Consider the following 26017-nt stretch of genomic DNA (forward strand, 5'->3'; position numbering starts at 1 on the left):
AAAGAGGCGAGCAATGAAAACCTACAATGTGTTCTATTCGGTCAAGCAAGGCGTGAGTTGTAAGCAGGTGAGTAAACTGACCGATGAATTTGTCGCCCAGTTACGCACTCATGAGTTGATTGAATCGGCAATGAGTCAGCGCATCGTCAACAAAGGTAACTTTCCGGAGATGGCGGATTTTCATTTGGCGGTGAACTTTAAAGATCAAGCGCAGATGGATGCGTCGTTTCACACCATTCGGCTATCTTTAATGACAACTTATCCGCATGCCGACTTGATGCGTTCAGTGGCGGATTTTAAAGTGACGTTTAGCGAGTCGCTGAGCGATTTACCCGTGGCTTAAAATGAGGATGTTATGCAAAAGCAAAACCCAATTGAACTGCAAGCGATCGATCACCTTGTGCTGCGCGTGAGCGATCTGCCGCGCATGCTGCACTTTTACTGTGAGGTGTTGGGCTGCCAAGTAGAACGTGAATTAGCGGAGTTTGGCTTAACGCAACTTCGCGCTGGCAGTGCCTTGATTGATCTGGTGACCATTGAGGGCAAACTTGGTCAACAAGGTGGCCGTGCGCCGGGCAAAGAAGGGCGCAATATGGAGCATTTTTGTTTGCAAATTACTCCGGCGGATGAAGAGCAACTGCTGGAGTACTTTGCTTCACATCAAGTGACCGTGGACGAGTTTGTTGAACGTTATGGCGCACAAGGCTTTGGCCGCTCTGTGTATATTCGCGATCCAGAAGGCAATACGGTGGAGCTTAAACCGCAGGTGCGCTAAAGCACCGAAACAAAAAGAGCAGCGTGTGGGCTGCTCTCTGTTTCGCAAAGACGGCACTTTAGTCGGCTTGGCTTGGTGCTCGCCACCATAAAGGGAAGCACTGGCGCGGCTAAGCCATTACGCTTCCGTTCAAACTCATCGTGCTACCGCTCAAACTCATCACGCTACCGCTAAAAGCAACGTCTAATTAACGTTACCCGATTTTCTGGCAGATCGCCTCGGCCAGTTGGTGGCTGGCGATATTGCGCTCAATGACCGCATCCGGCACTCGGCCTTGTTCAATCACGCCAATCCAATCTTCGATCATGCTAGCAAAGCCTTTGCTGGCAAGCATCGGCGTCCAGTCGGCGAGGTGAAGTGTGCTTTGTTGCCCTTGTTGCCACAGGGTACCTTGGACAAAAGAGTCAAATTCCACGGCGCGGTTTTGATAGCTCGCGCTGACTCGCTCGCAAGTGATGCCAAACTGGCGGTTCATTGAGGCGTGCAGCAGCGTTTCGCCACTTTGCCACTGCACATCGACTCTGGCGAGCTTGCCATCGGCCATTTGATGGGTGAGGTAGACATCGCGCAAATCCGCTTTGGCATTGAGGTTAACGCTATCGAGTGGGTGAATGAAATCGTCAAAAAGGAAAGTGCGAACATCGCCAGGTAAATTGAGACGATGCTTTTCCCAGCGTAGAGAGCGCAGCTCTGCGCTCTCGCCATGCGCTAGTTCTGGAATATGCTGGTTAAACAGTGGGATATGGCGGCGATTGAATCCGACATACAAAGGCTGTTGCTGACGAATGGCTAACTCGTAGAGCGCTTCGACCTCTTTGGCATTATCAGCCAAGGGTTTATCCACAAATGTGGCGATGCCGTGCTGAAGGAAAAACGCGGCAATTTCGTAGTGAATCTGCGTGTCCGCGTGGATCATCACCGCATCCACCTTCATCTCCAGCAGTTGGCGATAATCCTGACACACTTCAGTCACGCGATACTGCTGTGCTAACTGCGCTAAAGTTTGCGCGTTGCGGGTGCAAAACACCAGTTCAATCCCAGCTCTTTGGCAAATCACAGGTAGGTAAGCTTTCTGCGCGATGTCGCCCAGCCCAATGATGGCTATTTTCATATTTTCCCCAGCGCTATTCAGCGATTGATGCTTCTATCGGTAAGATGAGCAACGTAATGAATGGGTTGGCATTCGGTCAACAATTCTCTACCAAGCTTGTGCAGCGAATCGCTTTGTTTAGCCTGTTGCTCATTTTGTATAGTAAAAACCAGCCCCAAAGCGGGGCTGGATAGGTTCAGTCGAGGGATTTTTTAAACCTGAAAGACGCGAGAATCAGGCCAAATAGGGTGAAACCAATCATCCAGATGGTGTCGCGCCATAGGTCGAATAAATCCGCGCCGCGCAGCACAATGCCGCGGATCATTCGCATAAAGTGGGTAGCGGGCAGCACTTCAGCAATCCATTGCGCCGCGACGGGCATCCCCTCGTAGGGGAACATGAAGCCTGAGAGCAAAATCGAGGGCAGCAGGATAAACACCGTCATCTGCATGGCTTGTAATTGGGTAGTGGCGATGGTGGAGATCACCAAACCGAGCGTCAAACTGGCGGAAATAAACAGCAGTGTCCCGAGCAAGATCTGGCTGACCGCGCCATTAATGGGCACGCCGAAAATAAAGTGACCCAAACCCAAAATGATGAACACCTGAATCAGGCCGACAAAAATATACGGCACAATTTTCGCCACCATCAGCTCAAATGAGCGCACGGGCGTGGTGATGAGCAGCTCCAAATTGCCTCGTTCGCGCTCACGCACAATCGCCGCGCTGGTGAACAAAATCATCGTCATGGTGAGGATCACCCCAAGCAAACCCGGCACGATATTGACCGCAGAGCGGCGACTCGGGTTGTAATAAAGCGCCACTTCAAAGGTTTTCTGCACTTTGGGCCTGAGCTCAAAATCAAAGTCGGTCAACGGCATATTTTGCAAACCAAGGATCGCCGAGCTGATCATGGTATCGGAGCCATCGACAATCCACTGCCCGAGCTCGCGCCCCTGCGCCATACGTTGTGTCAGATCAGGCGGCAAGATCAGCGCCGCGCGCACAATACCGTCTTGAATCGCCTGCTCAGCTTGCTCTGCGGTGGCGTAGTGCTGGGTAACGTTCACCACTTGTGTCACCCTGACTGATTGGGTCAAGAGGCGTCCTGCGGTACTTTCGCTTTGATCGACCACTGCCACGGGAATATCGCGAATATCGGTGTTGATCGCATAACCAAAGAGCAGCAACTGGATAAGCGGGATCATCACCACCATGCCAAAGGTGATGCGATCACGAGATAACTGACGAAGCTCTTTAACCACAATCGCTTTCATGCGAAACAGCGCGTTCATTGGCGACCCTCCCCAGTGACAGAAACAAACACATCTTCCAAACTGGGTCGGGCCAGATTCATTTCCGCTTGTTGCAGATGAGGAAATTGGCTTTTCAACCACGCGATTGGATCGGGCACGCTTTGGTCAATCAGCACCCGCAAACGAATACCGAGCTGAGCGGCGGAGCGCACTTGCGGCAGTGGCAACAGGGCTTCTTTTAGGGCGCGCAACTGGTTTGCTTTTACTTCAACAATCTTGACCCCCATTTGCGCCATCAGCTCTTCAGGCGCGCCATCGGCGCGGATCAGGCCCGCTTCCATAATCGCTAAACGGTGGCAGCGTTCGGCTTCGTCCATGTAGTGAGTGGTCACCAAAATGGTGGTGCCTTGATCGGAAAGATCGAACAACTGCTCCCAAAAATCGCGGCGATTTTCTGGGTCAACCGCCGAAGTCGGTTCATCTAAAAACAACAGCTCAGGATTGTGCATGGTGGCCGCTGCCAAAGAAAGACGCTGTTTTTGTCCGCCGCTCATGCCAGAAACCCGCTGTTTGCGGCGCTGATCCAGCCCATAGGTGGCGAGCTGCTCGTCCACGCGCTGCTTGAGCGCTTTACGATCCATACCGAAGATCTGCCCGATAAATTGCAGGTTCTCTTGCACGGTTAAGTCGTCGTACAGGGAGAACTTCTGCGTCATGTAGCCAATTTTAAGTCGCAGTTGTTCCGATTGACGCGGTATCTGCAATCCGAGCACATCCACCTTACCTTCGGTTGGGCTCAGTAGCCCGGTCAGTACGCGGATGGTGGTCGATTTACCACAGCCGTTTGGCCCGAGAAAACCGTAAATGCTGCCCTTGGGAACGTTAAGCGTGATGCTATCTATGGCGGTAAACTCGCCAAATTTCTTCACTACATTTTCGGCTTGAATCGCGTAATCGCCGCAGTTGATTTGATTCATGCTCAGTCTCCCAAATCGATCTGCGCGGGCACGCCGGAAGGGAGCGATTGGGCAGCTGCGTCGAGATCCACCTCGGCGAGATACATCAAACGTGAACGCTCCTCTTCTGTCAGAGCAAAATAGGGGGTGAATGACGGCTCGTCAGAGACCCAACGCACGTTGCCACTGAGCGGGTTGTCCACACCATCGACGTGCACCGTGACCTGCTTACCGGGCACAAAATCGACGCGATATTTAGCGGGTACGTAGACGCGCGCATAAGGAATGCGGTTGGCCTGAATCACCGCGACCATGCCATTGACAGGAACGCGCTCACCCAAGTTATACGGAAGATTATCGAGAATGCCGTCACGGGTAGCGACGATGGTCAACTCGGCCAATTTTTGCTCTTGCAGCGCGACATCGGCATCGGCAACCGCCAGTTGCGCTTTGGCTTGCTCAATGTCTTCCGGACGTGCACCCGAAGTCAATTTACTGAACTCTTCGTTGGCCGAGTCAAGTTCGGCTCTGGCGGAATCACGCGCGGCGAGAGCGGTGTCTTTCTCGGATTGACTGATGAGTTTTTTCGCCACCAGCTCGGATTTGCGCTTGTAGGTTTTCTGCGCTTCGATCAACTGCGCTTCGGCTCGTGCCACCCGCGCTTGCGCCGCAGCGATGTCTTCAGGGCGCTCGCCGTTGGTCAGCTTGAGTAAAGAAGCCTGCGCTTTGGCTTTTTCGGCCAGCGCACGCGCTAACATGGCTTGCTGATTTTTACTGTCCAAACGAACCAGAACATCGCCTTGCGCTACTGCGCTGCCCTCTTTAACGGGCAACTCTCGAATGATTTCATTGGCGGTAGCGGTAAAGGTCACCCTATCGCGCTCAAGCGTGCCGAGTGCTTGGGGTTTGGAATCGCTGGTGCAAGCGGTAAGGGCGGTTAAAACCAGTGTTGCAAATAGCAGATGTCTCATTGTTTTGTCCTGGTTAATTCAGCAGTGATGATTTAAGCACAGTGTAGCCTCGCCGAGTGAAAGAGCGAAAGTGGCATAATTCTGCAAATATTACGCAAGTGATGAATTTGCGTGACTAACACCTTGAGTATAGTAACTTACTGATTAAGCGTTATTTGTTGCATGTGGTACGGGATCAAGATCGCGCGAAATACTCTGTGTGGAGGCGAGTATGGTGAGCAACTGCTTTCCCGATCGCGGGTATTTGTTAAGAGGAAGTTGCATGAAAAGTGGCACAATTAGAGGCGTGTTTTGATTGAATTTAGACTCACCTCAAATTAATTCTGCCCTTTAAAACGGATTGCTTTGCTATATTGCGTGGCAGGTATGGATTGCAGAGAAAATGAAGGAATAACAATGAGTAAACGCACATGCGTTTTGACGACCGCAATGTTGCTGGTGGGTTGTGGTGGCGGTGGTGGAAGCGCGACGCCAAGCGAGCAAGGTTCCGCGAATAACAGCAACTGCGGCAATATGCCAGAGATGGCGTGTACCTATCCCTTAGAAAAATTAACCACCAAAGTGACTTTTTCGCATAGTTCATCCTCTCTAGAGGACGTCTATACGCTGTATATCCGAATGGAGGGGAATAACGGACAGACCTCAACGCCGATTCAAATTCTCAATGATCACAAGTTTGAATTGACTATCGGAGGTGTCTCTTTTCCGCTCAAAGCAGGTAACGGTGGGGAGGTGCTAACCGCTCATAACTTGCCGATAAACGGGCAGATTTATGAGCTGTACTGGTATAAAGGCGACGATTTGATCGAAAGAAACGCCGTGCAATCGCTGGCTGAGCCAGTCAAAGTCAATTTGTACACAGATGCTTCTGATAATGCGCAAATTGAGGTCAGCAATTGGCAGCCGGACAATTATCAATACCGTGTTGATCTGTTTAATTTGTCTTGCGACAACCTGCTTGGGGAAAAACAAACCTATGTTCCCAAAGGGACGGGCTATTTTACACTCGAAGAGCCGGTTGCTTTTATCTCCTTTTCCGACAAGTATGGCGTAAGCTATCAGCAGTTGGTCGAAGGTAACCAGAGTTGTGAGTTTATGGTTAATGTCGATGCTGAAAAGAAGCTGACGCCAACCGATGCAGTGAATAAGTTGAGCTTTAGTAGCTACTCCCACACAACTGAAAGCAAAAAACTGTTTTAAGCGTATTGGCCTAGAGCCGTTGACACAACATTTCGCTCATTAACGTCCAGTGTATTCCACTGGACGTTAATGTTTATAGGGCTTAATCCCCCAGCGGCTGCCTCTCTTCACCGCCTCGGTGGGAATCTAACGCCACTTTCAAGCGACGCAGTTTATCTCGTGAGCGGCGTTTGTTTTTCACCGCCAGCGCCATGGCGAGTACATCGATCAAAGCCAGCATTGCGTAGCGGGATGCGGAGGGTTTGTAAATAAAATCGGTCTCATGGTGCTGGATGGGCAGCAGCAAATCTGCTTTCTGTGCCAAAGGGGTGCGCGGCGGACAAATCACGATGACTTTTAGCCCATACTCGCGCGCCAGTTGCGCACTTTCCAGCAGATCCGGTGTGTAGCCAGACGCCGAAAGCATCAGCATCACATCGCTGCGCTCCGCGGTTGCCGCAACCATGCGCGTTAGCAAACCATCGTGATAGGTCACCACGGCAAAACCGAGGCGAAATAACCGATGTTGTAGCTCTTGCGCGGCGATGGTTGAGCCGCCGCCCATGCCGACACTGATGATCTGCCGTGCGCTATTGAGCCACTCTACCGCTTGGTCGATCGCTTGTTCGTTTATTAAGCGACGGTTTTGTTCCAACGTCTGTTTGATCGATTGGTAAACCATCTGATAACTGCTCGGCTCGGGTGATTCGAGAATAAATCGCTGGCCGATGGTTAACGATTGGGCCAGTTTGATTTTCATCTCACGCACATTCTTGCAGCCAATCGCCTTGGCAAAACGGGTCACGCTCGCCTCACTCACCTGCGCGCTTTGGGCAATGTCGCTAATGCTGGCATTGGCGGCGGCGCTGACCTCATCCATCACCCATTGGGCGACTTTTTTCTCCGCGTCACGCAGAGTGCTGAAACGCTCGTTGATTTGCGAAAGGATGTCGACATCTAAGTTCACAAGAAGATCCTGTACTGCTTACTGTGGGAGGAAACTAGAAACGGGTTTCTAACCACTGGGTTACTTGATATTGCTCATCTCGCAGGGCCAGAGCGCGCCATTTATCGAACGTCAGGCATGGGTGTGAGGTGGAAAACACCAAAATGTCCCCCACATCCAGCGAGCAGTCAGCGGGAATTTCGACAAAGGTGTGCTGGTCCATAATCGCTACCGCTTGGCTGTGCTGTGGCAGCGCGAGCGGCTCACCATCGCGAAATGCCAGTTGTAAAGTCGGCAGCCCTGCGTCGAAAGCCACGTCACGTTTGCCCATACCGACCAGAAGGCGAGTGGGCTCAGGGCGAGAAATCACGTGCGCCCAGATTTCCAGCGCGGAGATGAGATCGCCGCCTAACTCACACGCCGCGCCCTGATGCGGTTTGGCGCGCGCCATCACTTGTTGCTGCGCCATTTGGTAAATTCCGGTGTCATGGGTAACGTAGCAGCCGGGGCGGATCATCGTCTCAATGCCGTCGAGCTCGGCGAAGGTTTTTGCTACCACGTCATACCACGCCGAGCCTGCGCCTGTGAGCAGGGGTTTAGCTGGCAATAGCCCGGCGGTTTGCAACTGGCGCGTCAGCTCACAGGCAGTGTGGAGAAATGTGCGGATCTCGCTTTCGGCATTGTCGCCGTGGATCACCCCTTCATAGACTTCAATGCCCGCCAGTTTCAGGTTCGGTTGCCTAGCAATGTGCGTCGCCAAGGCGTGCACTTGTTGCAGCGTGCGGCACCCGCAGCGACCGCCCGCCACGCCGTATTCGATCAAGACGTTGAGCGTCAGTTGCTGCGCTGCGAAAAACTCCGCCAACGCATCGACGTTGCGTGTTGAATCCACGCAGCAGTAAAACTCAATCGGTTGTTCACTAAGCAGCTTGGCGATGATCGCCATATTGCCTTTGCCCACCAATTGATTCGCCATTATGACCCGTTTGGCACCCGCCATAACCGCCACTTGCGCTTGAGCAGGGCTGGCCACGGTGATGCCCCAAGCGCCATGCTGCAGTTGCTGGCGAAACAGTTCTGGTGTCATCGAGGTTTTACCATGGGGAGCGAGTTTGACCTGATGACGATCGGCAAAGTCTTGCATCCAACGCAAGTTGTTTTCCAGCGCGCTGTGGTTTAACACGGCGGCTGGCAGGCTGATCTCGTCATGAGCAAGAGAAGGGAGATGAGCATGAAGCGCTTGCCCTTTTTCACCTTCGGCAGGGAAATTGTCTGCGTGCTTCTGATAGTTTTTATCAGGTAAGTCCTTTATTTTGCTCATAATCTTCCGCTCCTAACATGATTTAATTAATTGAAAAATAATACTTATTTTTGATAATGCTAAGCGTCGTGATAGAAACTATCAAACTTTGCTCGATGCTTTGCGGGAGACATCACTGATTCGAAATGACCAAGCTTTAAGATCACTTCCTCTTATTTTGGCATGGACGCAAACCCGCATGCAGTTCGATACCCTCATCAAACAGGCAGAGATTTACGACGGCACAGGCGCGACGCCATTTATTGCCGATGTCGCGATAAAGCAAGATCGCATAGTCCAGCTTGGACAGCTCGCGAACGCTTCGGCGCAGCAAGTGATTGAAGGACAAGGTCTAGCGCTAGCGCCCGGATTTATCGATGTGCATACTCATGACGACACCAATGTGATCCGCTTCCCACACTGTTTGGCCAAAATTAGCCAAGGTGTCACCACTGTGATTGTGGGCAACTGCGGCATCAGCGCCAGCCCTGCGGTGCTGAGCGGTGAACCGCCGGATCCGATGAATTTGCTTGGTGAGCAGAGTGATTTCGTTTATCCCACATTTGCTCACTATGCCGCGTCGGTCGAGCAGGCCAAGCCAGCAGTGAATGTTGCAGCGCTGGTTGGCCATACCACGCTGCGCAATAACCTGATGGACCATTTGCAGCGCCCAGCCACGCAAGCGGAAATCGAGCAGATGCGCGCGGCACTGACAGAAGCGATGGAGCAGGGCGCACTGGGGCTCAGCTCGGGTCTGGCGTACGCCAGTGCCAAACAAGCCACCGCCGAAGAGGTGGTGCAACTGGCTAAGGTGTTGGCCGGGTATCAAGGCATTTACACCACGCATATGCGCAGCGAGTTTGCGGAGATCCTCACCGCGATGGAAGAAGCGTTTGCGACGGGCAGACAAGCGCGGGTGCCTGTGGTGATCTCCCATTTGAAATGTGCGGGCGCGGGAAACTGGGGACGCAGTGTGCAAGTACTGGAGCGGATGGAGAGCGCAGCAGCCCTGCAAGAGGTCAGCTGCGATTGCTACCCATATTCGGCCAGCTCCTCAACCCTAGATTTAGCGCAAGTGAATGACGAAATTGATATTTTTATTACCTGGTCAAAAGGATTGCCACAGCAGGCGGGCAAAACCCTCAAACAGATCGCAGAGGATTTACAGTTGCCGTTGCTGCAGGCCGCAAAAGCACTGCTGCCTGCCGGCGCTGTCTACCACTGCATGGCAGAGCAAGATGTTAAACGAGTGCTCAAATACCCGTTAACTATGGTGGGATCCGATGGTTTACCCAACGACCCGCATCCCCACCCGCGTTTGTGGGGCGCTTTTCCCCGAGTGCTTGGACACTACTGCCGCGAGGAGAAACTCTTCTCCCTTGCCGAGGCGATTTTTAAGATGACCGGAATGTCGGCGCAGCGTTTCAAACTGGCGGATCGCGGCGTGATTCGGCTGGGCGCTTTTGCCGACTTGGTACTGTTTAACCCGCACACCATCAAAGATACCGCGACCTTTGCCAACCCAATTTCAGCCGCGCAAGGCATTGAAGCGGTGTTTGTCAACGGGCACCTCTCTTATCACGCTGGCGAAGTATCGCCGACTCGAACGGGTAGGTTTCTCTATCGAAGTCAATTTAAACCAGAAACCGTGTGAATCGCCGCTGGGCAGACAACGGGTTTCTCTAACAAAAGGACAATAACAATGACGATAAAACGATACGGCGTGGAAGGTGGCGTAGGAACGGGTGGACAGCATTTGCCCTTTGCCCGTGCCACCGAAGCGGGCGGCTTTTTGTATGTTTCGGGGCAAACCCCGATGAGAGAGGGTGAAGTGGTCGAAGGCGGGATCGTCGAGCAATCGCGTCTCGCGCTGCAAAACTGTGTCGATATCATGCACGAGGCCGGTTACACGCTGGAAGATGTGGTGCATGTGAAAGTGATCCTTACCGATGCGCGCTATTTTCAGTCGTTCAATAAAGTGTTTAGCGAATTTTTCGCCGCTCATCCACCGGCGCGCATCTGTATGGTGTGTGACTTGGTGGTGGATGTAAAAGTGGAAGTGGACGTCACCTGCTACCGTGCGGATCGCGTATGAGCGCCAGCAAGCTTAAGGTTGGCTTTTTCGGCGAATGCATGCTTGAACTGAGCGGCCAGCCGCTCAAACAACGTTTTGGTGGCGACACGCTCAACAGCGCGCTTTATCTTGCTCGACTATGCCAAGATAGCCCGATAGCGGTTTATTACGCGACTGGGCTGGGAGACGATGACCTGTCGCAACAACTGCTCTTGGCTTGGCAAGCAGAAGGCATTGATACCTCGCTCGTGACGCGCCATGCAGGGCGGCTGCCCGGGCTGTATCTGGTGAGCAATGATGCCTCTGGTGAGCGCCGTTTCCACTATTGGCGTGACAGCGCCGCCGCTAAATTTTATTTTTCCGAAGTGCAGCTAAGCCCGCTGGAGCGTGCATTGCAAGCCGGGGAACTCGATTGGCTTTACTTGAGTGGTATCAGCCTCGCGATTTTACCTGACGCTGACAAAGCGCGGCTGATTGACAAGTTACGCGCTTTCTCGCTAGCGGGAGGCAAAGTGGCGTTTGACAACAATTTTCGTCCTCAGCTTTGGTCGGCGCAGCAGGCGCGGCACTGGTATGGGGAATTACTGCCTTGGGTCGATCTCGCTTTCATCACGCAAGAGGATGACGAGCAAATATGGGGGCAAGAGCGGCCTTTGTATGAGCGATACCAACAATGGGACTGCCCTGAAGTAGTGATAAAACGTGGCGCGCAGCCTTGCCAGTTGCTTTTGCGTCAGCAGGGGGAAGTGCAATCGTTGAGTGTGGCGGCCGAAGAAGTTGCTCATGTTGTCGATACCTGCGCCGCGGGTGACGCATTCGCTGCCGGGTATCTGGTTGGGCGATTCACCGGGAGTGGGCCACAGGCATCGGCTGAGCTTGCTCACCGTTTGGCTGCGCTGGTTATTCAGTATTCAGGCGCAATCATTCCGGCTCAGAGCATGCGTCATCTACAGCTTGAGTCTGGCGAGGTTTAGCGCTGCTCGCGCAGAGTTCTATTTCTTATTTTAGGAGGCAGCATGGCGGCCAACCGTGAACTTAATCTCATGCCCTATCCGCAGCAAGTGCAGCTCCTTTCTGGGCGAATTGCTATCGATGCCGACTTCAGCATGCTGCTTAAAGGTTATCGATGCAACGCGGTGGTGAAAAAACTCAAGCGCACATTGGAGCGCCTCTATCGGCAAACGGGCGTGCCGATGTTGCACTGGCAAGCCTCGTCGCAGCAAAGCGCGACGTTAGTGGTGGATATCGCGAGTGCGCCGCCAAGCGATGTGCCGAATCTGGGTTGGGATGAGTCTTATCATTTGCACGCCGCAGAGGGGCAAGTGGTGATCCGCGCGCCGCAGCCAGTGGGGGCCTTGCATGCGCTGGAAACCTTCTTGCAACTGATTGAAAGCGATGCTCAGGGCTACTACCTACCAGCGCTGTCTATCACGGATGCGCCGAGATTTGGCTGGCGCGGCGTTTCCTATGACACGGCCCGCCGCTACATTGAGCTACCCGTTATTTTGCGCCAACTTGATGCGATGGCCGCCGCCAAACTCAACGTATTCCACTGGCACTTTTGGGACGATCAAGGCATTCGTATTCAGTTCGAAAGCTACCCCAAACTGTGGCAGCACAGTGCTGATGGCGATGTGTACAGCAAAGCCGAGGTGTCGCAGGTGATCGAATATGCTCGCGCGCTGGGGATACGGGTGATACCGGAGATCTCCTTGCCCGGCCACGCCTCTGCGGTGGCGCATGCCTATCCGCATCTGATGTCTGGCCCCAGCGGGCAAACCTACCCACAGCAACGTGGATGGGGCGTGTTTGCGCCGCTGATGGACCCAACCAATCCCGAGCTGTTGAGCTTTCTGGCGAGCATTTTTCACGAAGTGGTGGCGCTTTTCCCCGACCAGTACGTGCATATTGGTGGGGACGAACCCGACTACCAACAGTGGCGCGATAATCCACGCATTCAGCGTTTTATCCAAGAGCATCAGCTCGATGGTGAACGCGGTTTGCAGTCTTACCTCAATACCCAAGTAGAGAGTATGCTGGCGGCGGATGGGCGTAAAATCATTGGTTGGGACGAAGTGTGGCACCAAGATCTGCCGACGTCGGTGGTCATCCAAAGCTGGCAAGGGCACGACAGCATCGGCCGTGCGGCTAAGCAGGGTTATCAAGGGATTTTATCCACGGGTTACTATCTTGATCAGCCGCAACCCACCAGTTATCACTATCGCAACGATCCCATGCCGCAAGGTTTAGCAGTGGATGATCAGTTGGCAACTGGCGACAAGTTTGTCTGTTACACGTGGCATAAGCCGCGGCCTAAAGGTGAGGCGCTAAGTGGCAATCTGATCATTATTGAAAGTGCGCAAGGGCAGGTACGCGCTTTTAGCGATTACCACGGCCGATCTCGTCAGGCAGTCACCGTGTTGGAATATCTTCCCGGCGTGCGTTTTCGCGGTCATCTCGACACCTTTATGTCCTACACGGAATTCCACTACCAGTTTGCTGGCGAGCAGCTTGCTAACGGCAGTTATCAACGGATTGGCAATGTGCGTTATCCCGTTACTGGCGTGTTAAGTGCCAGCAGTGATTGGCCGCAAAACACACTGCCAGAGGCAAAGGGCGGCTACCCCGCTGAACTTAGTGAAAAAGAGCGCGCGTTGATCCTCGGTGGTGAAATCACCATCTGGGGAGAACTGGTCGACTCAATGACGATCGAATCGCGTTTGTGGCCGCGCAGTTTCGCTATCGCAGAACGTTTTTGGTCGAGTGTTGAGCAGCGCGATGAGCAGAGCATGTATCGCCGTATGCAGGTTATCGATACTTGGTCGCAGCTTTCACTCGGTTTACGCCATCAGGCCGACGCGCAACTGGGCTTAATGCGGCTGGCGATGGGCTTTGACAGTACGCCGCTGGCGGTGCTCGCCCAGTACACAGAGCCTGGGCAATACTACGCAAGGCATTGGCAAAAGTGGCAGGCAACGCCGACTTGTGGCGAACGTTACAATCAATATGAGCGACTCAACCGTTTTGTTGATGCGTTGGCGGTGGAAAGCCTTGCCGTCTATCAGATGGAACAACTGCTCCGCGACGTGGATTTCGGCCAGAGAGCAGAGTGCCAAGTGATTCTCGCCTCATTAACCAGCCATTATCAGACGGCAAAATGGGCCGCCACGCAGTCGCTTGAACTGCTGGCACGAAGCGTCTCTGGGGCGCAGAGTGTACCACTGGCACAAGCGACCATTGAGGTGGCCGATTTGGCCTTGATCTTATTGGAGAAAGTGTCCGAGAACGCCACAATAAGCGCAGATCAATACTACGCTTACCAAGCCGTGTTGGATGAGAACTCGGCGCTATTTGATGAGGCGATTGTGGCGCTTGTCAGGCCGACAGAGCAACTGCTTCACAAATTTGCGCACTGATTAGCAAAAGCCGTTGCCGCCTGCGCCGACAGGCGGCAAGGTAGAGAGATAACGAGAAGCAATGGAAGCAAATTCCCATGACGACAGGCAATTTACATTTTTATCTTGGCACTTATACCGATCAACCCAGCATCAGCGAAGGCGTCGCGCAACTGGAATTAAATAGCGAAACGGGTGAGTTGATCCCGTTCAATGAGTTGGTGGTGTTAGCCAATCCCTCTTACCTCACCCAAACTGCACGCGGTTTATACACGTTCAATGAAGTGGCGCAGTCGCAAGCACCGCAACTGGTGTGGCTTGGCTGCCACGATACGGCGCAAATTGAGATCGAAGGCGATTACCCGTGTCATCTCGATATTGACGGTGAGCAGCAGTTTTGCGCGGTGGCCAGTTACGGCTCCGGCAACACTTCAATCTTCAAGTTGGATGAAACCGGTAAGCCGATTGGCAAACTGACAGAGCTGTTTGTTGATGGCAGTGGGCCAAATCAGGCGAGACAAACCGCGCCGCACGCGCATCAGGCTATCTTCCTGCGTCACAGCCCGTATTTGATGGTGGTCGATCTGGGCACGGATCGTCTCAATATTTTTGCCATCGATAGACAAAATGAGACCTTCCGCCTGCATCAATCTCTGTCATTGCCGCCGGGTTGCGGCCCTCGTCATCTGGTATTGACGCAACAGGAAGATCGCATTTATCTGGTCGCAGAGCTTTTTGAAACCTTGATGGTGATTGAGCGCCGCGGCGAACAGTGGCATCTCTGCTCGCAGCAACCGTTGCTCCCGGGCGAGAGCAACGGCGAAGCCGCCTCGGCGATTCGCTTGTCCCCAGATGAGCGATTTCTTTACGTCTCGTGTCGCAGGCAGAATAAAATCGCCATTTTTGCACTCAGCCACGCCCAGCCTGAATGGATTGGCGCTGTTGACACTGGCGGCCAGTTTCCACGCGATTTTGTGCTGTCGCGTGATGGTAAATGGTTGCTTGTTGCCAATCAGCACTCGCATAATGTGGTCAGTTTTCGCCGCGACAGGCAAACGGGGTTACTGAGCCCAAGTGGGTTTAGTTGCCAAGTGGGTAGCCCGGTCTGTTTACTGGAACATCAAGGGGCATGTTAACGCCTCTTGGCTGGAAAGCCTGATGATAACTTGAGATACTTCTGCGCTTGGTTTGAAGTCAAAGAGAAAATAAGCATGACAATTCATCGCATTAACCCCGGCAATCGCTGGTCAGATATTACCGTTTTTAACGGCATCGCCCATTTTGTTGAAGTGGCGGACAGTGATACTTCGGCAGATATGAAAGGCCAAGTGGAACAAATTTTGTCTCAGGCAGAAGTGCAGCTTGCGAAGATTGGTAGCGACCGCTCTCGCGTTCTTTCGGTGACCATCTACGTGACCGATTTCGCCCATTTTGATGCATTAAACCAAGTGTGGGACAACTGGTTCCCACAAGGTTGTGCGCCGAGCCGCGCGTGTGTCAAAGCTGAACTAGCCGATCCGAACTATTTGGTTGAGATGGCGTTTGTCGCCGCTGCGGGTGCAGAGTTTCAATAGCTGCAGACACCATGTAGACGTAATCATTCACAAAGGGGCCGTTTGCCCCTTTGATGTTAGTACTGGTTGCTAATGTTGACCGCTGAGCTGAGCCAATACGTCAGTCAGCGAAGGGAAGATGTGGTGGCCAAAGCGTTTCACTTCGGCGCAAGGTTCAACCAAATCGGGAATTTGGTAGGTGATCATCTGCGCTGCCACCGCCGCACGTACGCCGTTGTTGGAATCTTCAAAAGCCAAACAGCGTTCTGGTGCGATCTTGAGTCGGCTGGCGGCGAGTAAGTAGATTTCTGGGTCGGGCTTGCCGTGGCTTACTTCGCACCCGGTGGTGATGCTGTCGAAGTAGTGATCCAGCCCGGCGAGCTTGAGTTTGACTGACGCGACCTCTTTTTGCGTCGAGGTGGCCACCGCCGTTGGGATCTGCTGAGCTTTTAGCCACTGTAACAGTTCGATCACGCCAGCTTTGACCGGAATAGCCTCATGAAATACAACCTGGTTGTAACGCTGGCGCCACTCGGCGTGCAGGCGGTCGAGGTCATCCCCATACGCTTCGCGCAGCACCGCTTCAATGCCCGCGGCATTACGGCCAATCACCGAGAGGTAAGTCTCTTTGTAAAAAGGTAGGTTTTGCGCATGACAGGCTTGTTCGAAAACCTGCATACAGACACGTTCGGTGTCGAGTAGAAGTCCATCCATATCGAAGATGGCGGCAGCAAAATTCATAGTGACAGCTTGTTTTTATCTCAATAGGTTGGCGCCATTCTGACATAAAGCGGCGCAATTGGGGAAGGGATATGGTCGCGAGCGCGGTTTTTCAGTTATCATGTGCGGCGCGAAATCGATAACAAGTTGATTGAAATTGATAACAACGTCATTGGGGAGAAAGAATGGAAGTCAAAACAGTTGCCTTTATTGGATTGGGAGTCATGGGCTACCCAATGGCAGGCTATTTGAGCAAAGCGGGCTACCAAACGCGGGTTTACAACCGTACATTTGCCAAAGCAGAAAAATGGTCCCAGCAGCATCAAGGGCAAGCGTTTGAAACCCCACGTGAGGCCGCGCTTGGTTGTGATGTGGTGTTTGTTTGTGTCGGCAATGATGACGATGTACGCAGCGTGGTATACGGTGAAAATGGGGTACTGGCTGGGCTAAAAGCGGGCGCGACCTTGGTTGATCACACCACGACCTCCGCTGAGCTGGCGATTGAGCTGGCCGCCGCATGTCAAAAAGTGGCGGTGAACTTCATTGATGCGCCTGTCTCTGGCGGCCAAGCCGGAGCCGAAAATGGCGTGCTAACCATCATGTGTGGTGGTGATGCCGAAGTGTTTGCTAACGTCTCGCCGGTGATGGATGTCTACGCCAAACAGATCACATTGCTGGGTGAAAATGGCCAAGGACAACGCTGCAAAATGGTGAACCAGATTTGTATCGCTGGCGTGCTGCAAGGGCTGAGTGAAGCGCTGCTGCTGGCGCAAAAATCGGGCTTAGATATCGAGCAGGTTGTCAACACGCTAAAACACGGCGCGGCAGGTTCTTGGCAGATGGAAAATCGCGCCCAGACCATGGCACAAGGCAAGTTTGATTTTGGCTTTGCCATCGATTGGATGCGTAAAGACCTCGGCTTCTGTCTGCAAGAAGCGGAACGCGTTGGTTTAACGCTGCCACTGACTGAGCAAGTCGACGCTCAGTACGCCAAGCTGCAGCAGCAGGGGTTAGGACGAATGGATACCTCAGTGCTGATCAAAGCGGTAGCAAAAGAGTAAAAATAATCCTCAGCCGAAAACCTTAATTTTCGGCTGAGTTTCTTATTGGCAGGCGTGTTTGTGTAGGCCATAAATGGCATGATCCAGCACTCTATCTTGCACCTTCTCATTACGAGTGATGATGCCTTCGAGCGTCATACCAAGGCGCTCCGCCACCGCCCGGCTGGCAAGGTTCTCTTTTGCTGCTTGCAATTGCACTTTCTCTAAACCTAGCGTGTCAAACGCATGCTTAATCAGCGTCTGCGCCGCACGCGTGACGATGCCTTTGCCTTTATGCGATTCAGCCAGCCAATAGCCGATACAAGTGCGGCCAAGCTCCGGATTAATTTCATGCAGGCCAATATTGCCGACCAGATCTCCATGGTAAAAAATCGCGCAGGTGAGTGATTTTCCATCGGCGTAATCGTGCAGCGAACGGTGCACAAACAGGCGAAAATCTTGCTCTGAGGAGCAGAAGTCAGGCCACGCGAGCCATTGAGAGAGGTAGGCTTTATGCTCGGCCACCAATTCCACGTACAAAGGGGCAAAAGATTCTTGCACCAAAGCCAACTCAATCTCGTTATCGACGTTTAAAGTAAACATAGCAGGTCCATCAGGTAGGTGTATTTCTATAATAGATATCTATTATTTAATTTTATCAATAAGTTATTTCTTGTTTGGTCACTAAGACCACTCAAAGCCATGAAACGCTATTTCACGCTATTCGTCCACTCTGCCTGCCTAAGTTGAGCAGAAATAGTCAGGAAAGAAATAGATACAGCTGGCTAATGGGCTTACCTTTTCTGCTGCGTGCTTATGTCGTATTCGCTATTCTCCTTTGAGTGACATGATTAATTTTGGGATAGCGTCCAGCGTCACAATGTGGTCGACCGCACCCAATTTGACCGCTTCTTTGGGCATGCCATAGACGACACAACTGCTCTCATCTTGCGCTATGGTGAGCGCGCCTGCCTCGTGCATCTCTTTCATTCCCTGAGCGCCATCGTCGCCCATGCCGGTCATGATGATGCCGGTAGCATTGGCTCCGGCCGCGTTGGCCACCGAGCGAAACAGCACATTTACCGAAGGGCGATGGCGACTGACGAGAGGGCCGTCTTTGAGTTCCACCCGATACTGAGCGCCACTGCGCCTAAGCAGCAGATGTTTGCCTCCATTGGCGATCAGCACTAACCCCGGCAGCACGCGATCATTATGTTCTGCTTCTTTCACGTTCACTCTGCACAATTGATTGAGCCTTTGAGCAAAAGAGGCGGTGAACTGTTCTGGCATATGTTGCACGACAACGATGCCCGGCGCGCTGGGGTCAAGCTGTTTGAGCACCACCTCTAATGCCTGAGTACCCCCCGTTGACGTGCCGATGGCGATGACTCGGTCGGTCGTCTCTGCCATGGGTTTGGCTTTGTTGGTGGACAGGATGACATCGGCACTCAGTTTCGGCGCGCTTTTAAATGGTGTGAGAGGCTGTGGAGAGTGCGGTTTTTTCGAGGTTGATTGAATTTGCAGTTTGTTAAGGTTAGCTGCGGCCGCTCCTTTGATGGCTTGAATCATGGCGATTTTACTCTCTTGCAAGAAAGATTTTAAACCCGCTTTCGGTTTGGTGATGATATCGACTGCACCGGCTGCCATCGCTTCCATGGTCACTTGTGCGCCAACGCCAGCCAACGTTGAGCAGATCACTACGGCGGTTGGCCTTTCCGCCATCAGTTTTTTAAGGAAGGTAATGCCATCCATACGAGGCATTTCGATATCGAGAATGACCACATCGGGCCATCGTTGCTGCATTTTTTTCATGGCGAAAATCGGGTCGGAGGCGGAACCGATCACTTCAATATTTGATTCGCCATGCAGTTGTTCGGTTAATACTTGCCTCACCACGGCTGAATCATCGACGATTAATACTTTGATGCTCATAGGTTATTCCTTTTTACTGCCAGCATTATTTATTACCAGAACTGGATTGGGCGTGATTTTTGTTGTGATTGCTGTAATAGGAAGGCTTTTTCTTGCTTGGCGAGCGTTTGCTGATTTTGTCGGCCAATGCGTTTGACATAAACGCTGAAGTTATCGTCTGGGGTGAAATAAATAACCCTTGCATCCGCTCCGCCTAAACTGGAGGCAACCAAGGGTATTCCCTCCTGTTTAAGAAATTCGACCACAAATTGGCTATTGAGCTGACCAATGGTAAACGGCAACACTTCTTTCCCTTTGTTGTCGAGCAAGTTACAGCCGCCAAACGCTTTCGCTTGCAAATGCTTACGTTCGGCGCCTTTCTTCAGCATGGCGTTGATCAGCAATTCCATGGCGTGAATGCCATAACGGCCAGCCTCAGAGAAGATCAATGGTTCCCGCCGCTGGCTTGTGGTGTTTGCCAGCAGAAAATGGTTCATCCCCATCACATGATGGACAGGGTCCCACAGACAAGTCGCGACACAAGAGCCCAAAATGGTAGAAAAAATGGGTTTTTGGTGGCAAGCGTGATACTCCCCGGGGCCTATTGTGATATGAGTTCTACCTCGGTGAATCGATGAACGCATACCGTTATTCACATTGCTTGCGATAAATCGAGGAGCGAATTAATTTCGCTTGATGATCTAAACCATTCAGGGACTCGGAATGACCAATAAAAAGCAGCCCATTTGGTTTCAACTGCTTTAAGAGTTTTTGGACCACCTTCTGTTTGGTATCGCGGTTAAAGTAAATCATGACATTGCGTAAGAATATCGCATCAAATAGCCCCAAGTTGGGCAAAGGTTCGATGAGATTGACTTGGTGGAAGGTGCAGCGTGAACGCAAAAAGCGCTCAACCAGAAAATGACCTTCTTGCTGCCGAATGCCCTTAAGGCAATATTGGCGCAGATAATAGTCACTCATGGAACCACGGCGAGAGAGCGGATAAACCGCTTTTTGGCAATGGTCGAGCATGCGCTGACTGACATCGGACCCCACCACTTCCCACGCTTTATGCGGCAATGCTTCGGCCAGCGTCATCGCCAGCGTATACACCTCTTCACCGGATGAACAGGCCGCGCTCCAAATGCGAAATGTCCCGCTGGGCCGAGATTCTTTGAGATGTTGTCGCAAAAACTCAAAGTGATTTGGCTCGCGGAAAAAGTAGGTTTCGTTGGTGGTGAGAAGATCCACCATTACTTGCATTTCACCGGGGTGCTGCTGCGTATTTCGCACTAACTGATAATACTGTTCGAAGGTATTCAGATGATAGTGGCGCAGCCTTTTGGCCAAACGTCCAGAGACTAACACTTTCTTTTCGTCAGCCATCGATATTCCCGCTGTACGGAAGATTAACTCTCTGAAGCAGCTAAACTCGTCATCCGTAATCGGGCGAAAGCTTTCCAGCACCGTTGCTCTTTGAGTTTCTGGCGGCATCAAGTTCATTATGCATGTACCACTTCTGGTAAGTGTTCCACTGCGGATTGATGTTGTGATATCTCTTCTAAGGTGAGAACACGGTTGATGTTGAGGAGGGTAATAAAGTCCTCGTTATATCTCGCCATATGGTGGATGTACTCGTTGGCAATGTCCGTACCAAACTCAGGAGGAGATTGCAGCTGTTGGTCGGCAATATCGAGAATTTCACGCACATTGTCGACCATCATTCCCACCAGACTATGTTCTTCATCGTGCTCGGTTTCGACGAAAACGATACAACTGCGTTTACTCATCTTGGCGGGTGTGCCGAGTAGGCGAAACGGTAAATCCACCACGGGCACGACATTTCCTCGCAGGTTGATGACGCCCCGAATCTCTTGCGAGGTCATCGGTACTCGCGTCATTTCGGCGAGTTCGATGATCTCTTTCACATCAAGAATCGAGATGGCCAATACTTGGTGATCAACGGAAAACGTCAGATATTGACGGCTGTGGCCGTCAATATCGCGAACGTCTTTTCCCTGAGCAGTCAGTTGCTTCATGGCGTCTCCTAAAATCGTTCAAAATCCCTTTCATCAAAACCGGTCGCCGCCGCATAACTCAATGAAGGTTGCGGTTTCGGCGTATGAGATGAGGCCGAATTCTTAGCCGACGAGGCTGTCTTGGATGGCGTTGACACGCTATCGCTTGCCACGTTTAATCTAAAGAAAGCGACCGCTTGTTGCAGTGCTTCGGCCTGCGCACTCAGTTCCTCAGCCGTCGCAGCGAGCTCTTCCGATGAGGCGGCACTTTGCTGCGTGGTTTGGTCTAATTGCGACATAGCACTGTTAATTTGCGCCACACCACTGGATTGCTCATCAGAAGCGGCGGCAATTTCTTGTACTAAATCAGCCGTTTTACTGATGCTGGGTACGATCTCTTCTAGCAGTTTGCCAGCTTCTTCGGCAATTGAGACGCTGTTGGTCGCCAACTGGTTGATTTCTTGGGCAGTCACTCGGCTATTTTCAGCCAGTTTGCGCACTTCGGCAGCCACGACAGTAAACCCTTTGCCATGCTCCCCCGCTCTTGCTGCTTCTATTGCGGCGTTGAGGGATAACAGGTTGGTTTTATACGCAATGTCTTCAATCAAACTGATTTTGCTGGCGATCTCTTTCATCGCTTGCACGGTGCGGCCAACGGCTTTGCCGCCTTTCTCTGCTTCGCCAGAGGCTTTGGTCGCCATACCATCGGTCACTCGCGCGTTCTCGGCATTTTGCTGAACAGAGGCGTTGAGCTCTTCGACTGATGCGGTGGTTTCTTCAACGCTGGCCGCTTGTTCCGTTGCCCCTTGACTTAACGTCTGCGCGGTGGCGTTAACCTGTTGTGAGGCGCTGACGAGGGCATCTGCATTGCTGCGTACTTGCTCTATGATGCTGCTAAGGCGCGTGACCATCTCTTGCATCGCCCCGTAGACACCAGTGGCCTGACCGTGATGCTCGAAACGGATGTTCAGGTCACCATCGGCAATTCTGCGAGCGATGGTTTCCATGTCTCTTGGTTCGCCACCAAGCGGTTTTTTGATAATACGGACTAACAACCAAGACAAGATGATACTGACAACAATCGCACTGATAGACACCCAAATTACGGTTGTGATGGTATTTGCATTGTCCTGTTTGACTTGTGGCCCAAGAGTATCTTGATCTTTTTGCACCGATAGGGTGACTTCCTCACTGGCCGTTGAAACGATTTTTTCAAGGCGATCGAGGTCATCGGTGATCATTTTGTGTAAGCTGTTGGCGATTTGATTCATGTCTGATAGCGCTTGAGAGTAGAGCGCTTTTGCCGCCATGAAATTTTCCAGCAGACGTCTGCGCTCTGGGTTTTCTAAACTAGCATCGAGACTTTTTTCTCTTTCCACCATAGTCACATTGAGTTCATTAAATGCGCGATCAGCATAGGCTTGATCGTAAGAGAGCAAATATTTCGTGACGTAAAGGCGGGCCAGAAGAAGAGACTCTTGGGTTTCACTGGCAAAGAAAGTCGCATTTGGATCGGCATCTCGATAGGCGGAATCCATGATACTACTCATGGCGCTGACCATGGTACCTCCCTGAGGCTCCAACTGCTGTTTCATGATGGCATCACGCTGCTCCATTAATTTGGTGATGCGGGAAAACGTCTCGTCGTATTGCGTAATCGAGCTTAAGATGAGCTTAATATTCTCTGCCCGTTCTGGCTTTTGTATGCTTCCATCAGCTTGTTTGACTAATTCCATCAACTGAGAGAAATAGTCCCGATACAGACGCAACGAATCTTGACTCTGGTTGATGATGTAGTCCTTGGCATAGACTCTCGTCAGCAGCATGTGGATTTCCACTTGACTGGCGAGATTGGAGGTCCTAGCCAGTTCACGGTAGTCGTCAAAGCCAGAAGTTGCCTTTGATTGACCGAAATAAGCGGTGATTGATACGGCGATCAACATCGCCATGACTAACGCGTAGCCCAAACTAATTTGAGCGCTTAATTTTAAACGACTAAACATGACGCCATCCCCTTGCCAATCAATTATTCTGAGTTCGATGAAATTGTCATTGAGCGTTCAGAGAACGCCGTTGAATGATGTGTTGCAATGCTTTCCCATTGTTGTGCTGCAATGTTCTCCACATGCGAGAGAAGGTGCTTGATATCCAATAGAATAAAAAACAGTTCATTGGTGCGAGCCATTGCTTTAATAAACTGTGTATCGACGGATTCACCAAAGGTTGGTGGCGGATGAATACACGCTTGCTCGATCTCGACGATTTCGTCGACGCTGTCGACCAACATCCCAATCGGTAGTGCCGGTGGCTTACCCGTTCCCTGTACGAGAATAATGCAACTTCGTCGGTTTAAGGCTCGCTGCCCTTTGCCTAGACGAGCAGAGAGATCAACGACCGGGACCGCTTGGCCGCGCAGATTGATGACTCCGCGAATAGAATTGGGCATCATCGGAACCTGGGTCATCGATCCAAACTCAATAATCTCATTCACTTCCAAAATGCCAACTGCAAACAGTTCATTGGCAACTTTAAAAGTCAGATATTGCTCGATTTGTTCGTCGTTAGGATTTTGCTTTTCGTCTTGTTCAACGCCGAACCCTGTGATCAGTTCCACCATGTTATCCTCCTAATAGGCGTGCGAGCTAATGGAGAGTTTGGAGCGTTTAGGATGTGAGCTCTCACCTTGTTTAATCGCAAGTGTAATGAGCCCTTGAATATCCAGGATTAAAGCGATGTTGCCATTACCTAACACCGTTGCTCCACTGATGCCCTTAAGGCCTTGGAAGACTTTTCCCAATGGTTTAATCACGGTTTGCAGTTCGCCGAACAGTTGGTCAACAACCAGCCCTGCTCGGCTGCGACCAAATCGCACCACCACCAAGTTTTCGCGATCAGTGCGGTCCTCATCCAGCACGTCAAAGAAGTCTCGCAAGCGTAGGCAAGGCATCATATCGCCGCGCAGGCTGATGTGATTGCGCTGGGTGTCTAAGGACCATTGTGCTGGGTCCAGCTCCACGCACTCTTCCACCATGCTAAGCGGGATTACATAACGTTCAGAGCCGACGCCGACCATAAATCCATCAATAATGGCTAACGTCAAAGGAAGGTGAATGGTGACCAGCGTTCCTTTGCCTTTTTCACTGTCGACTTCCACGTTGCCTCTCAGGGCGTCAATATTGCGTTTCACCACATCCATGCCGACTCCTCGGCCGGAGAGGTTGTTCGCTTGTTCTTTAGTGCTTAAACCGGGCTCGAAAATCAGCCGAGTGAGTTCACGACGGCTTAATGTCTGATCGGCTTTGATGAGTCCGTTGACTTCGGCTTTTTTGCGTATTTTTTCCAGATCTAGCCCAGCACCGTCATCGGCTATTTGAATCACGATGTGTCCTGAATCGTGCAGCGCATTGAGTCGCAACGTCCCTGTGCTGGGCTTGCCATTGGCAAGTCGTTCTGCAGGGGATTCAATGCCGTGGTCGAGGGCGTTGCGAACAAGGTGTGTGAGCGGATCAGCAATTTTCTCGACCACGCTTTTATCCAGTTCGGCTTCCCCCCCGGTGATCACCAGCTCAATCTCTTTGTCTAGCTCTTGGCTGACGTCTCGGACCACGCGGCGAAAGCGCGAGAAGGTATCGCCAATCGGTACCATCCGTAGTTGCAGCGCGTGGTCGCGAATTTCTTCAACTAACGCCTCAACGTTGGCGACCACATCTTGCGCGTCTTGCATCTGATATTTATCGACCATCAAACGCACCGCAGCGTTTGAGATGACCAATTCACCAACCAAGTTGATTAAATGGCCTAAGCGGTTGGCATCGACGCGTATCGATTGGTTTTCCTTATTCGCTTTTTCCCGGCTGCTCTGCTGTTTGTGTAGCGCCTTCTCGATCACGGGCTCCGAGACGACTTGACGTTTGATCAATATCTCCCCCAAGGATTTTCCGCTCTCTTGTTGGCTGGCTGATGGGCTTGGCGAGCTTTGCTCTATCAGAGCCAAAGCGAGCTCTTGTTCAGTGATTGCGCCGATGTTAATCAACATTTCGCCGAGGCGTTGAACATTCTCTTCGGGAAGATCATCGAGCAAGTCTAAATAACTGGTTTGCAGACTCTTTGGCGGAAGAATACGGATGTCGCAATCTTCTCTGGCGAACTCAAACACTTCTTCAATCTTGCTTTTGCTTGCATCGCTAACGAGCGAGATGCGAAACGAAAGGTAGCAACTCTCTGCATCCATTTCCTCAGCGGGGGGCAAGTTTTGTGTGAGTGTCACGATGTCTGTGATGTTCCCAATACGTGGCAGATAGCGAATAAAGGAGAGCGGGTCTAGCCCATTACGAAGGGCGTCAGGTTTGAAATCCAGTGAAATAATCCAAAAATCACGGCCGCTTTCTTGTGCGCTTTGCGCATCAATCTGGGCCGTTTTTTGCGTCGCGAGCGGGGTAGGCGGCACGGTTCCTTGCAGCAGCTTTTCTATCAGTTCTTTTCCTGCTTGTTCTAGTTCTTTGGGTACTTCAGCGTCCATACCCTCAGCGACGGTACTCACTAAACGTTCTGTGTGGTCTTTACACTTCAGTAGCAGAGCCACAAAGGCACTGTCGATATTTCTCTGCCCTTTTCTCACCAAATCCATTTGCGTTTCAACCGGGTGAGTAAAATCGACAATACAGTCAAAACCAAAGATGCCAGCCGCGCCTTTGATGGTATGCATTGCTCTAAACACTTGGTTTACGGGCTCTTCATCCTGCGGAGATTGCTCCATGGCGAGTAGCGCATCTTCCATCTGTTCGAGCAACTCTGCCGATTCTTGAACAAAAATAAATTTGGCATCATCGGACAT

25 protein-coding genes are annotated in these 26017 nt (G+C 51.8%); 10 read left to right on the top strand and 15 right to left on the bottom strand.

The features are described from left to right. The first annotated feature begins 13 nt into the window (after positions 1 to 13). Complete coding sequence (locus I3X05_RS20710) at positions 14 to 343, top strand: DUF6614 family protein (protein ID WP_045571319.1); 330 nt, start codon at positions 14 to 16, stop codon at positions 341 to 343. 12 nt (positions 344 to 355) lie between these two features. Further along, a complete protein-coding gene (locus I3X05_RS20715; RefSeq protein WP_045571318.1) occupies positions 356 to 775 on the top strand; it encodes a VOC family protein in 420 nt (139 codons plus the stop codon). A 193-nt stretch (positions 776 to 968) separates the two neighbouring features. Here the strand turns inward: I3X05_RS20715 and I3X05_RS20720 are convergent, their stop codons facing one another. The 4 genes from I3X05_RS20720 to I3X05_RS20735 form a co-directional block, all read right to left on the bottom strand. Beyond that, positions 969 to 1886, bottom strand: coding sequence for a Gfo/Idh/MocA family protein (locus tag I3X05_RS20720; RefSeq protein ID WP_193157479.1), 918 nt, complete (start codon positions 1884 to 1886; stop codon positions 969 to 971). A gap of 175 nt (positions 1887 to 2061) precedes the next feature. Then, complete coding sequence (locus tag I3X05_RS20725; RefSeq protein ID WP_045570039.1) at positions 2062 to 3159, bottom strand: ABC transporter permease; 1098 nt, start codon at positions 3157 to 3159, stop codon at positions 2062 to 2064. Further along, the gene (locus I3X05_RS20730; protein ID WP_045570040.1) at positions 3156 to 4097 is read right to left on the bottom strand and encodes an ABC transporter ATP-binding protein; all 942 of its coding nucleotides are present in this window, start codon (positions 4095 to 4097) and stop codon (positions 3156 to 3158) included. The genes I3X05_RS20725 and I3X05_RS20730 overlap by 4 nt, the downstream gene beginning before the upstream one ends. Before the next feature lie 2 nt (positions 4098 to 4099). Further along, on the bottom strand, positions 4100 to 5047 hold the full coding sequence (locus I3X05_RS20735; RefSeq protein ID WP_039464107.1) for an HlyD family secretion protein: 948 nt from the start codon (positions 5045 to 5047) through the stop codon (positions 4100 to 4102). A gap of 396 nt (positions 5048 to 5443) precedes the next feature. On the opposite strand from I3X05_RS20735, the gene I3X05_RS20740 reads away from it, so the two are divergent. After that, positions 5444 to 6247, top strand: coding sequence for a hypothetical protein (locus tag I3X05_RS20740; RefSeq protein WP_045570041.1), 804 nt, complete (start codon positions 5444 to 5446; stop codon positions 6245 to 6247). Between the two features lie 82 nt (positions 6248 to 6329). Here I3X05_RS20740 and I3X05_RS20745 read toward each other — a convergent pair whose 3' ends face one another. Together I3X05_RS20745 and I3X05_RS20750 are read right to left on the bottom strand one after the other, a co-directional pair. Then, positions 6330 to 7193 carry a MurR/RpiR family transcriptional regulator gene (locus tag I3X05_RS20745; protein ID WP_045570042.1) on the bottom strand — a complete coding sequence of 288 codons (864 nt, stop codon included), beginning with the start codon at positions 7191 to 7193 and terminating at the stop codon, positions 6330 to 6332. Positions 7194 to 7227: 34 nt separating this feature from the next. After that, on the bottom strand, positions 7228 to 8493 hold the full coding sequence (locus tag I3X05_RS20750; protein ID WP_045570043.1) for an amino acid deaminase: 1266 nt from the start codon (positions 8491 to 8493) through the stop codon (positions 7228 to 7230). Positions 8494 to 8671: 178 nt separating this feature from the next. On the opposite strand from I3X05_RS20750, the gene I3X05_RS20755 reads away from it, so the two are divergent. From I3X05_RS20755 to I3X05_RS20780, 6 genes are all read left to right on the top strand, one after another. Continuing rightward, a complete protein-coding gene (locus tag I3X05_RS20755; protein WP_045570044.1) occupies positions 8672 to 10126 on the top strand; it encodes an N-acyl-D-amino-acid deacylase family protein in 1455 nt (484 codons plus the stop codon). Between the two features lie 48 nt (positions 10127 to 10174). Continuing rightward, positions 10175 to 10567, top strand: coding sequence for a RidA family protein (locus tag I3X05_RS20760; RefSeq protein ID WP_039426911.1), 393 nt, complete (start codon positions 10175 to 10177; stop codon positions 10565 to 10567). Beyond that, complete coding sequence (locus I3X05_RS20765) at positions 10564 to 11520, top strand: sugar kinase (protein WP_045570045.1); 957 nt, start codon at positions 10564 to 10566, stop codon at positions 11518 to 11520. The genes I3X05_RS20760 and I3X05_RS20765 overlap by 4 nt, the downstream gene beginning before the upstream one ends. A gap of 42 nt (positions 11521 to 11562) precedes the next feature. Further along, positions 11563 to 13962, top strand: a complete 2400-nt coding sequence (locus I3X05_RS20770; RefSeq protein WP_226972163.1) for a beta-N-acetylhexosaminidase — start codon at positions 11563 to 11565, stop codon at positions 13960 to 13962. A 77-nt stretch (positions 13963 to 14039) separates the two neighbouring features. Continuing rightward, complete coding sequence (locus tag I3X05_RS20775; protein ID WP_045570047.1) at positions 14040 to 15077, top strand: lactonase family protein; 1038 nt, start codon at positions 14040 to 14042, stop codon at positions 15075 to 15077. 75 nt (positions 15078 to 15152) lie between these two features. Beyond that, a complete protein-coding gene (locus I3X05_RS20780) occupies positions 15153 to 15515 on the top strand; it encodes a RidA family protein (RefSeq protein ID WP_039426923.1) in 363 nt (120 codons plus the stop codon). Between the two features lie 69 nt (positions 15516 to 15584). Here the strand turns inward: I3X05_RS20780 and I3X05_RS20785 are convergent, their stop codons facing one another. Further along, positions 15585 to 16235, bottom strand: coding sequence for an HAD family hydrolase (locus I3X05_RS20785; protein ID WP_045570048.1), 651 nt, complete (start codon positions 16233 to 16235; stop codon positions 15585 to 15587). A 164-nt stretch (positions 16236 to 16399) separates the two neighbouring features. Here I3X05_RS20785 and I3X05_RS20790 point away from each other — a divergent pair, with 164 nt between their 5' ends. After that, complete coding sequence (locus tag I3X05_RS20790; protein WP_045570049.1) at positions 16400 to 17275, top strand: NAD(P)-dependent oxidoreductase; 876 nt, start codon at positions 16400 to 16402, stop codon at positions 17273 to 17275. A gap of 42 nt (positions 17276 to 17317) precedes the next feature. Here I3X05_RS20790 and I3X05_RS20795 read toward each other — a convergent pair whose 3' ends face one another. From I3X05_RS20795 to I3X05_RS20830, 8 genes are all read right to left on the bottom strand, one after another. Further along, on the bottom strand, positions 17318 to 17857 hold the full coding sequence (locus I3X05_RS20795; protein ID WP_039441862.1) for a GNAT family N-acetyltransferase: 540 nt from the start codon (positions 17855 to 17857) through the stop codon (positions 17318 to 17320). Between the two features lie 225 nt (positions 17858 to 18082). Further along, positions 18083 to 19186, bottom strand: coding sequence for a protein-glutamate methylesterase/protein-glutamine glutaminase (locus I3X05_RS20800; RefSeq protein ID WP_045570050.1), 1104 nt, complete (start codon positions 19184 to 19186; stop codon positions 18083 to 18085). A 32-nt stretch (positions 19187 to 19218) separates the two neighbouring features. Continuing rightward, a complete protein-coding gene (locus I3X05_RS20805; protein ID WP_197541311.1) occupies positions 19219 to 19662 on the bottom strand; it encodes a chemotaxis protein CheD in 444 nt (147 codons plus the stop codon). Between the two features lie 151 nt (positions 19663 to 19813). Next, a complete protein-coding gene (locus tag I3X05_RS20810; protein WP_193157478.1) occupies positions 19814 to 20659 on the bottom strand; it encodes a CheR family methyltransferase in 846 nt (281 codons plus the stop codon). Between the two features lie 8 nt (positions 20660 to 20667). Then, a complete protein-coding gene (locus I3X05_RS20815; protein WP_045570052.1) occupies positions 20668 to 21204 on the bottom strand; it encodes a chemotaxis protein CheW in 537 nt (178 codons plus the stop codon). An 8-nt stretch (positions 21205 to 21212) separates the two neighbouring features. After that, positions 21213 to 23186, bottom strand: a complete 1974-nt coding sequence (locus I3X05_RS20820; protein WP_337971231.1) for a methyl-accepting chemotaxis protein — start codon at positions 23184 to 23186, stop codon at positions 21213 to 21215. 23 nt (positions 23187 to 23209) lie between these two features. Continuing rightward, positions 23210 to 23800, bottom strand: a complete 591-nt coding sequence (locus I3X05_RS20825) for a chemotaxis protein CheW (RefSeq protein ID WP_045570054.1) — start codon at positions 23798 to 23800, stop codon at positions 23210 to 23212. 9 nt (positions 23801 to 23809) lie between these two features. Further along, a complete protein-coding gene (locus tag I3X05_RS20830; protein WP_337971232.1) occupies positions 23810 to 26017 on the bottom strand; it encodes a chemotaxis protein CheA in 2208 nt (735 codons plus the stop codon).

This window comes from Vibrio navarrensis (assembly GCF_015767675.1).
Classification (GTDB): Bacteria; Pseudomonadota; Gammaproteobacteria; order Enterobacterales; family Vibrionaceae; genus Vibrio.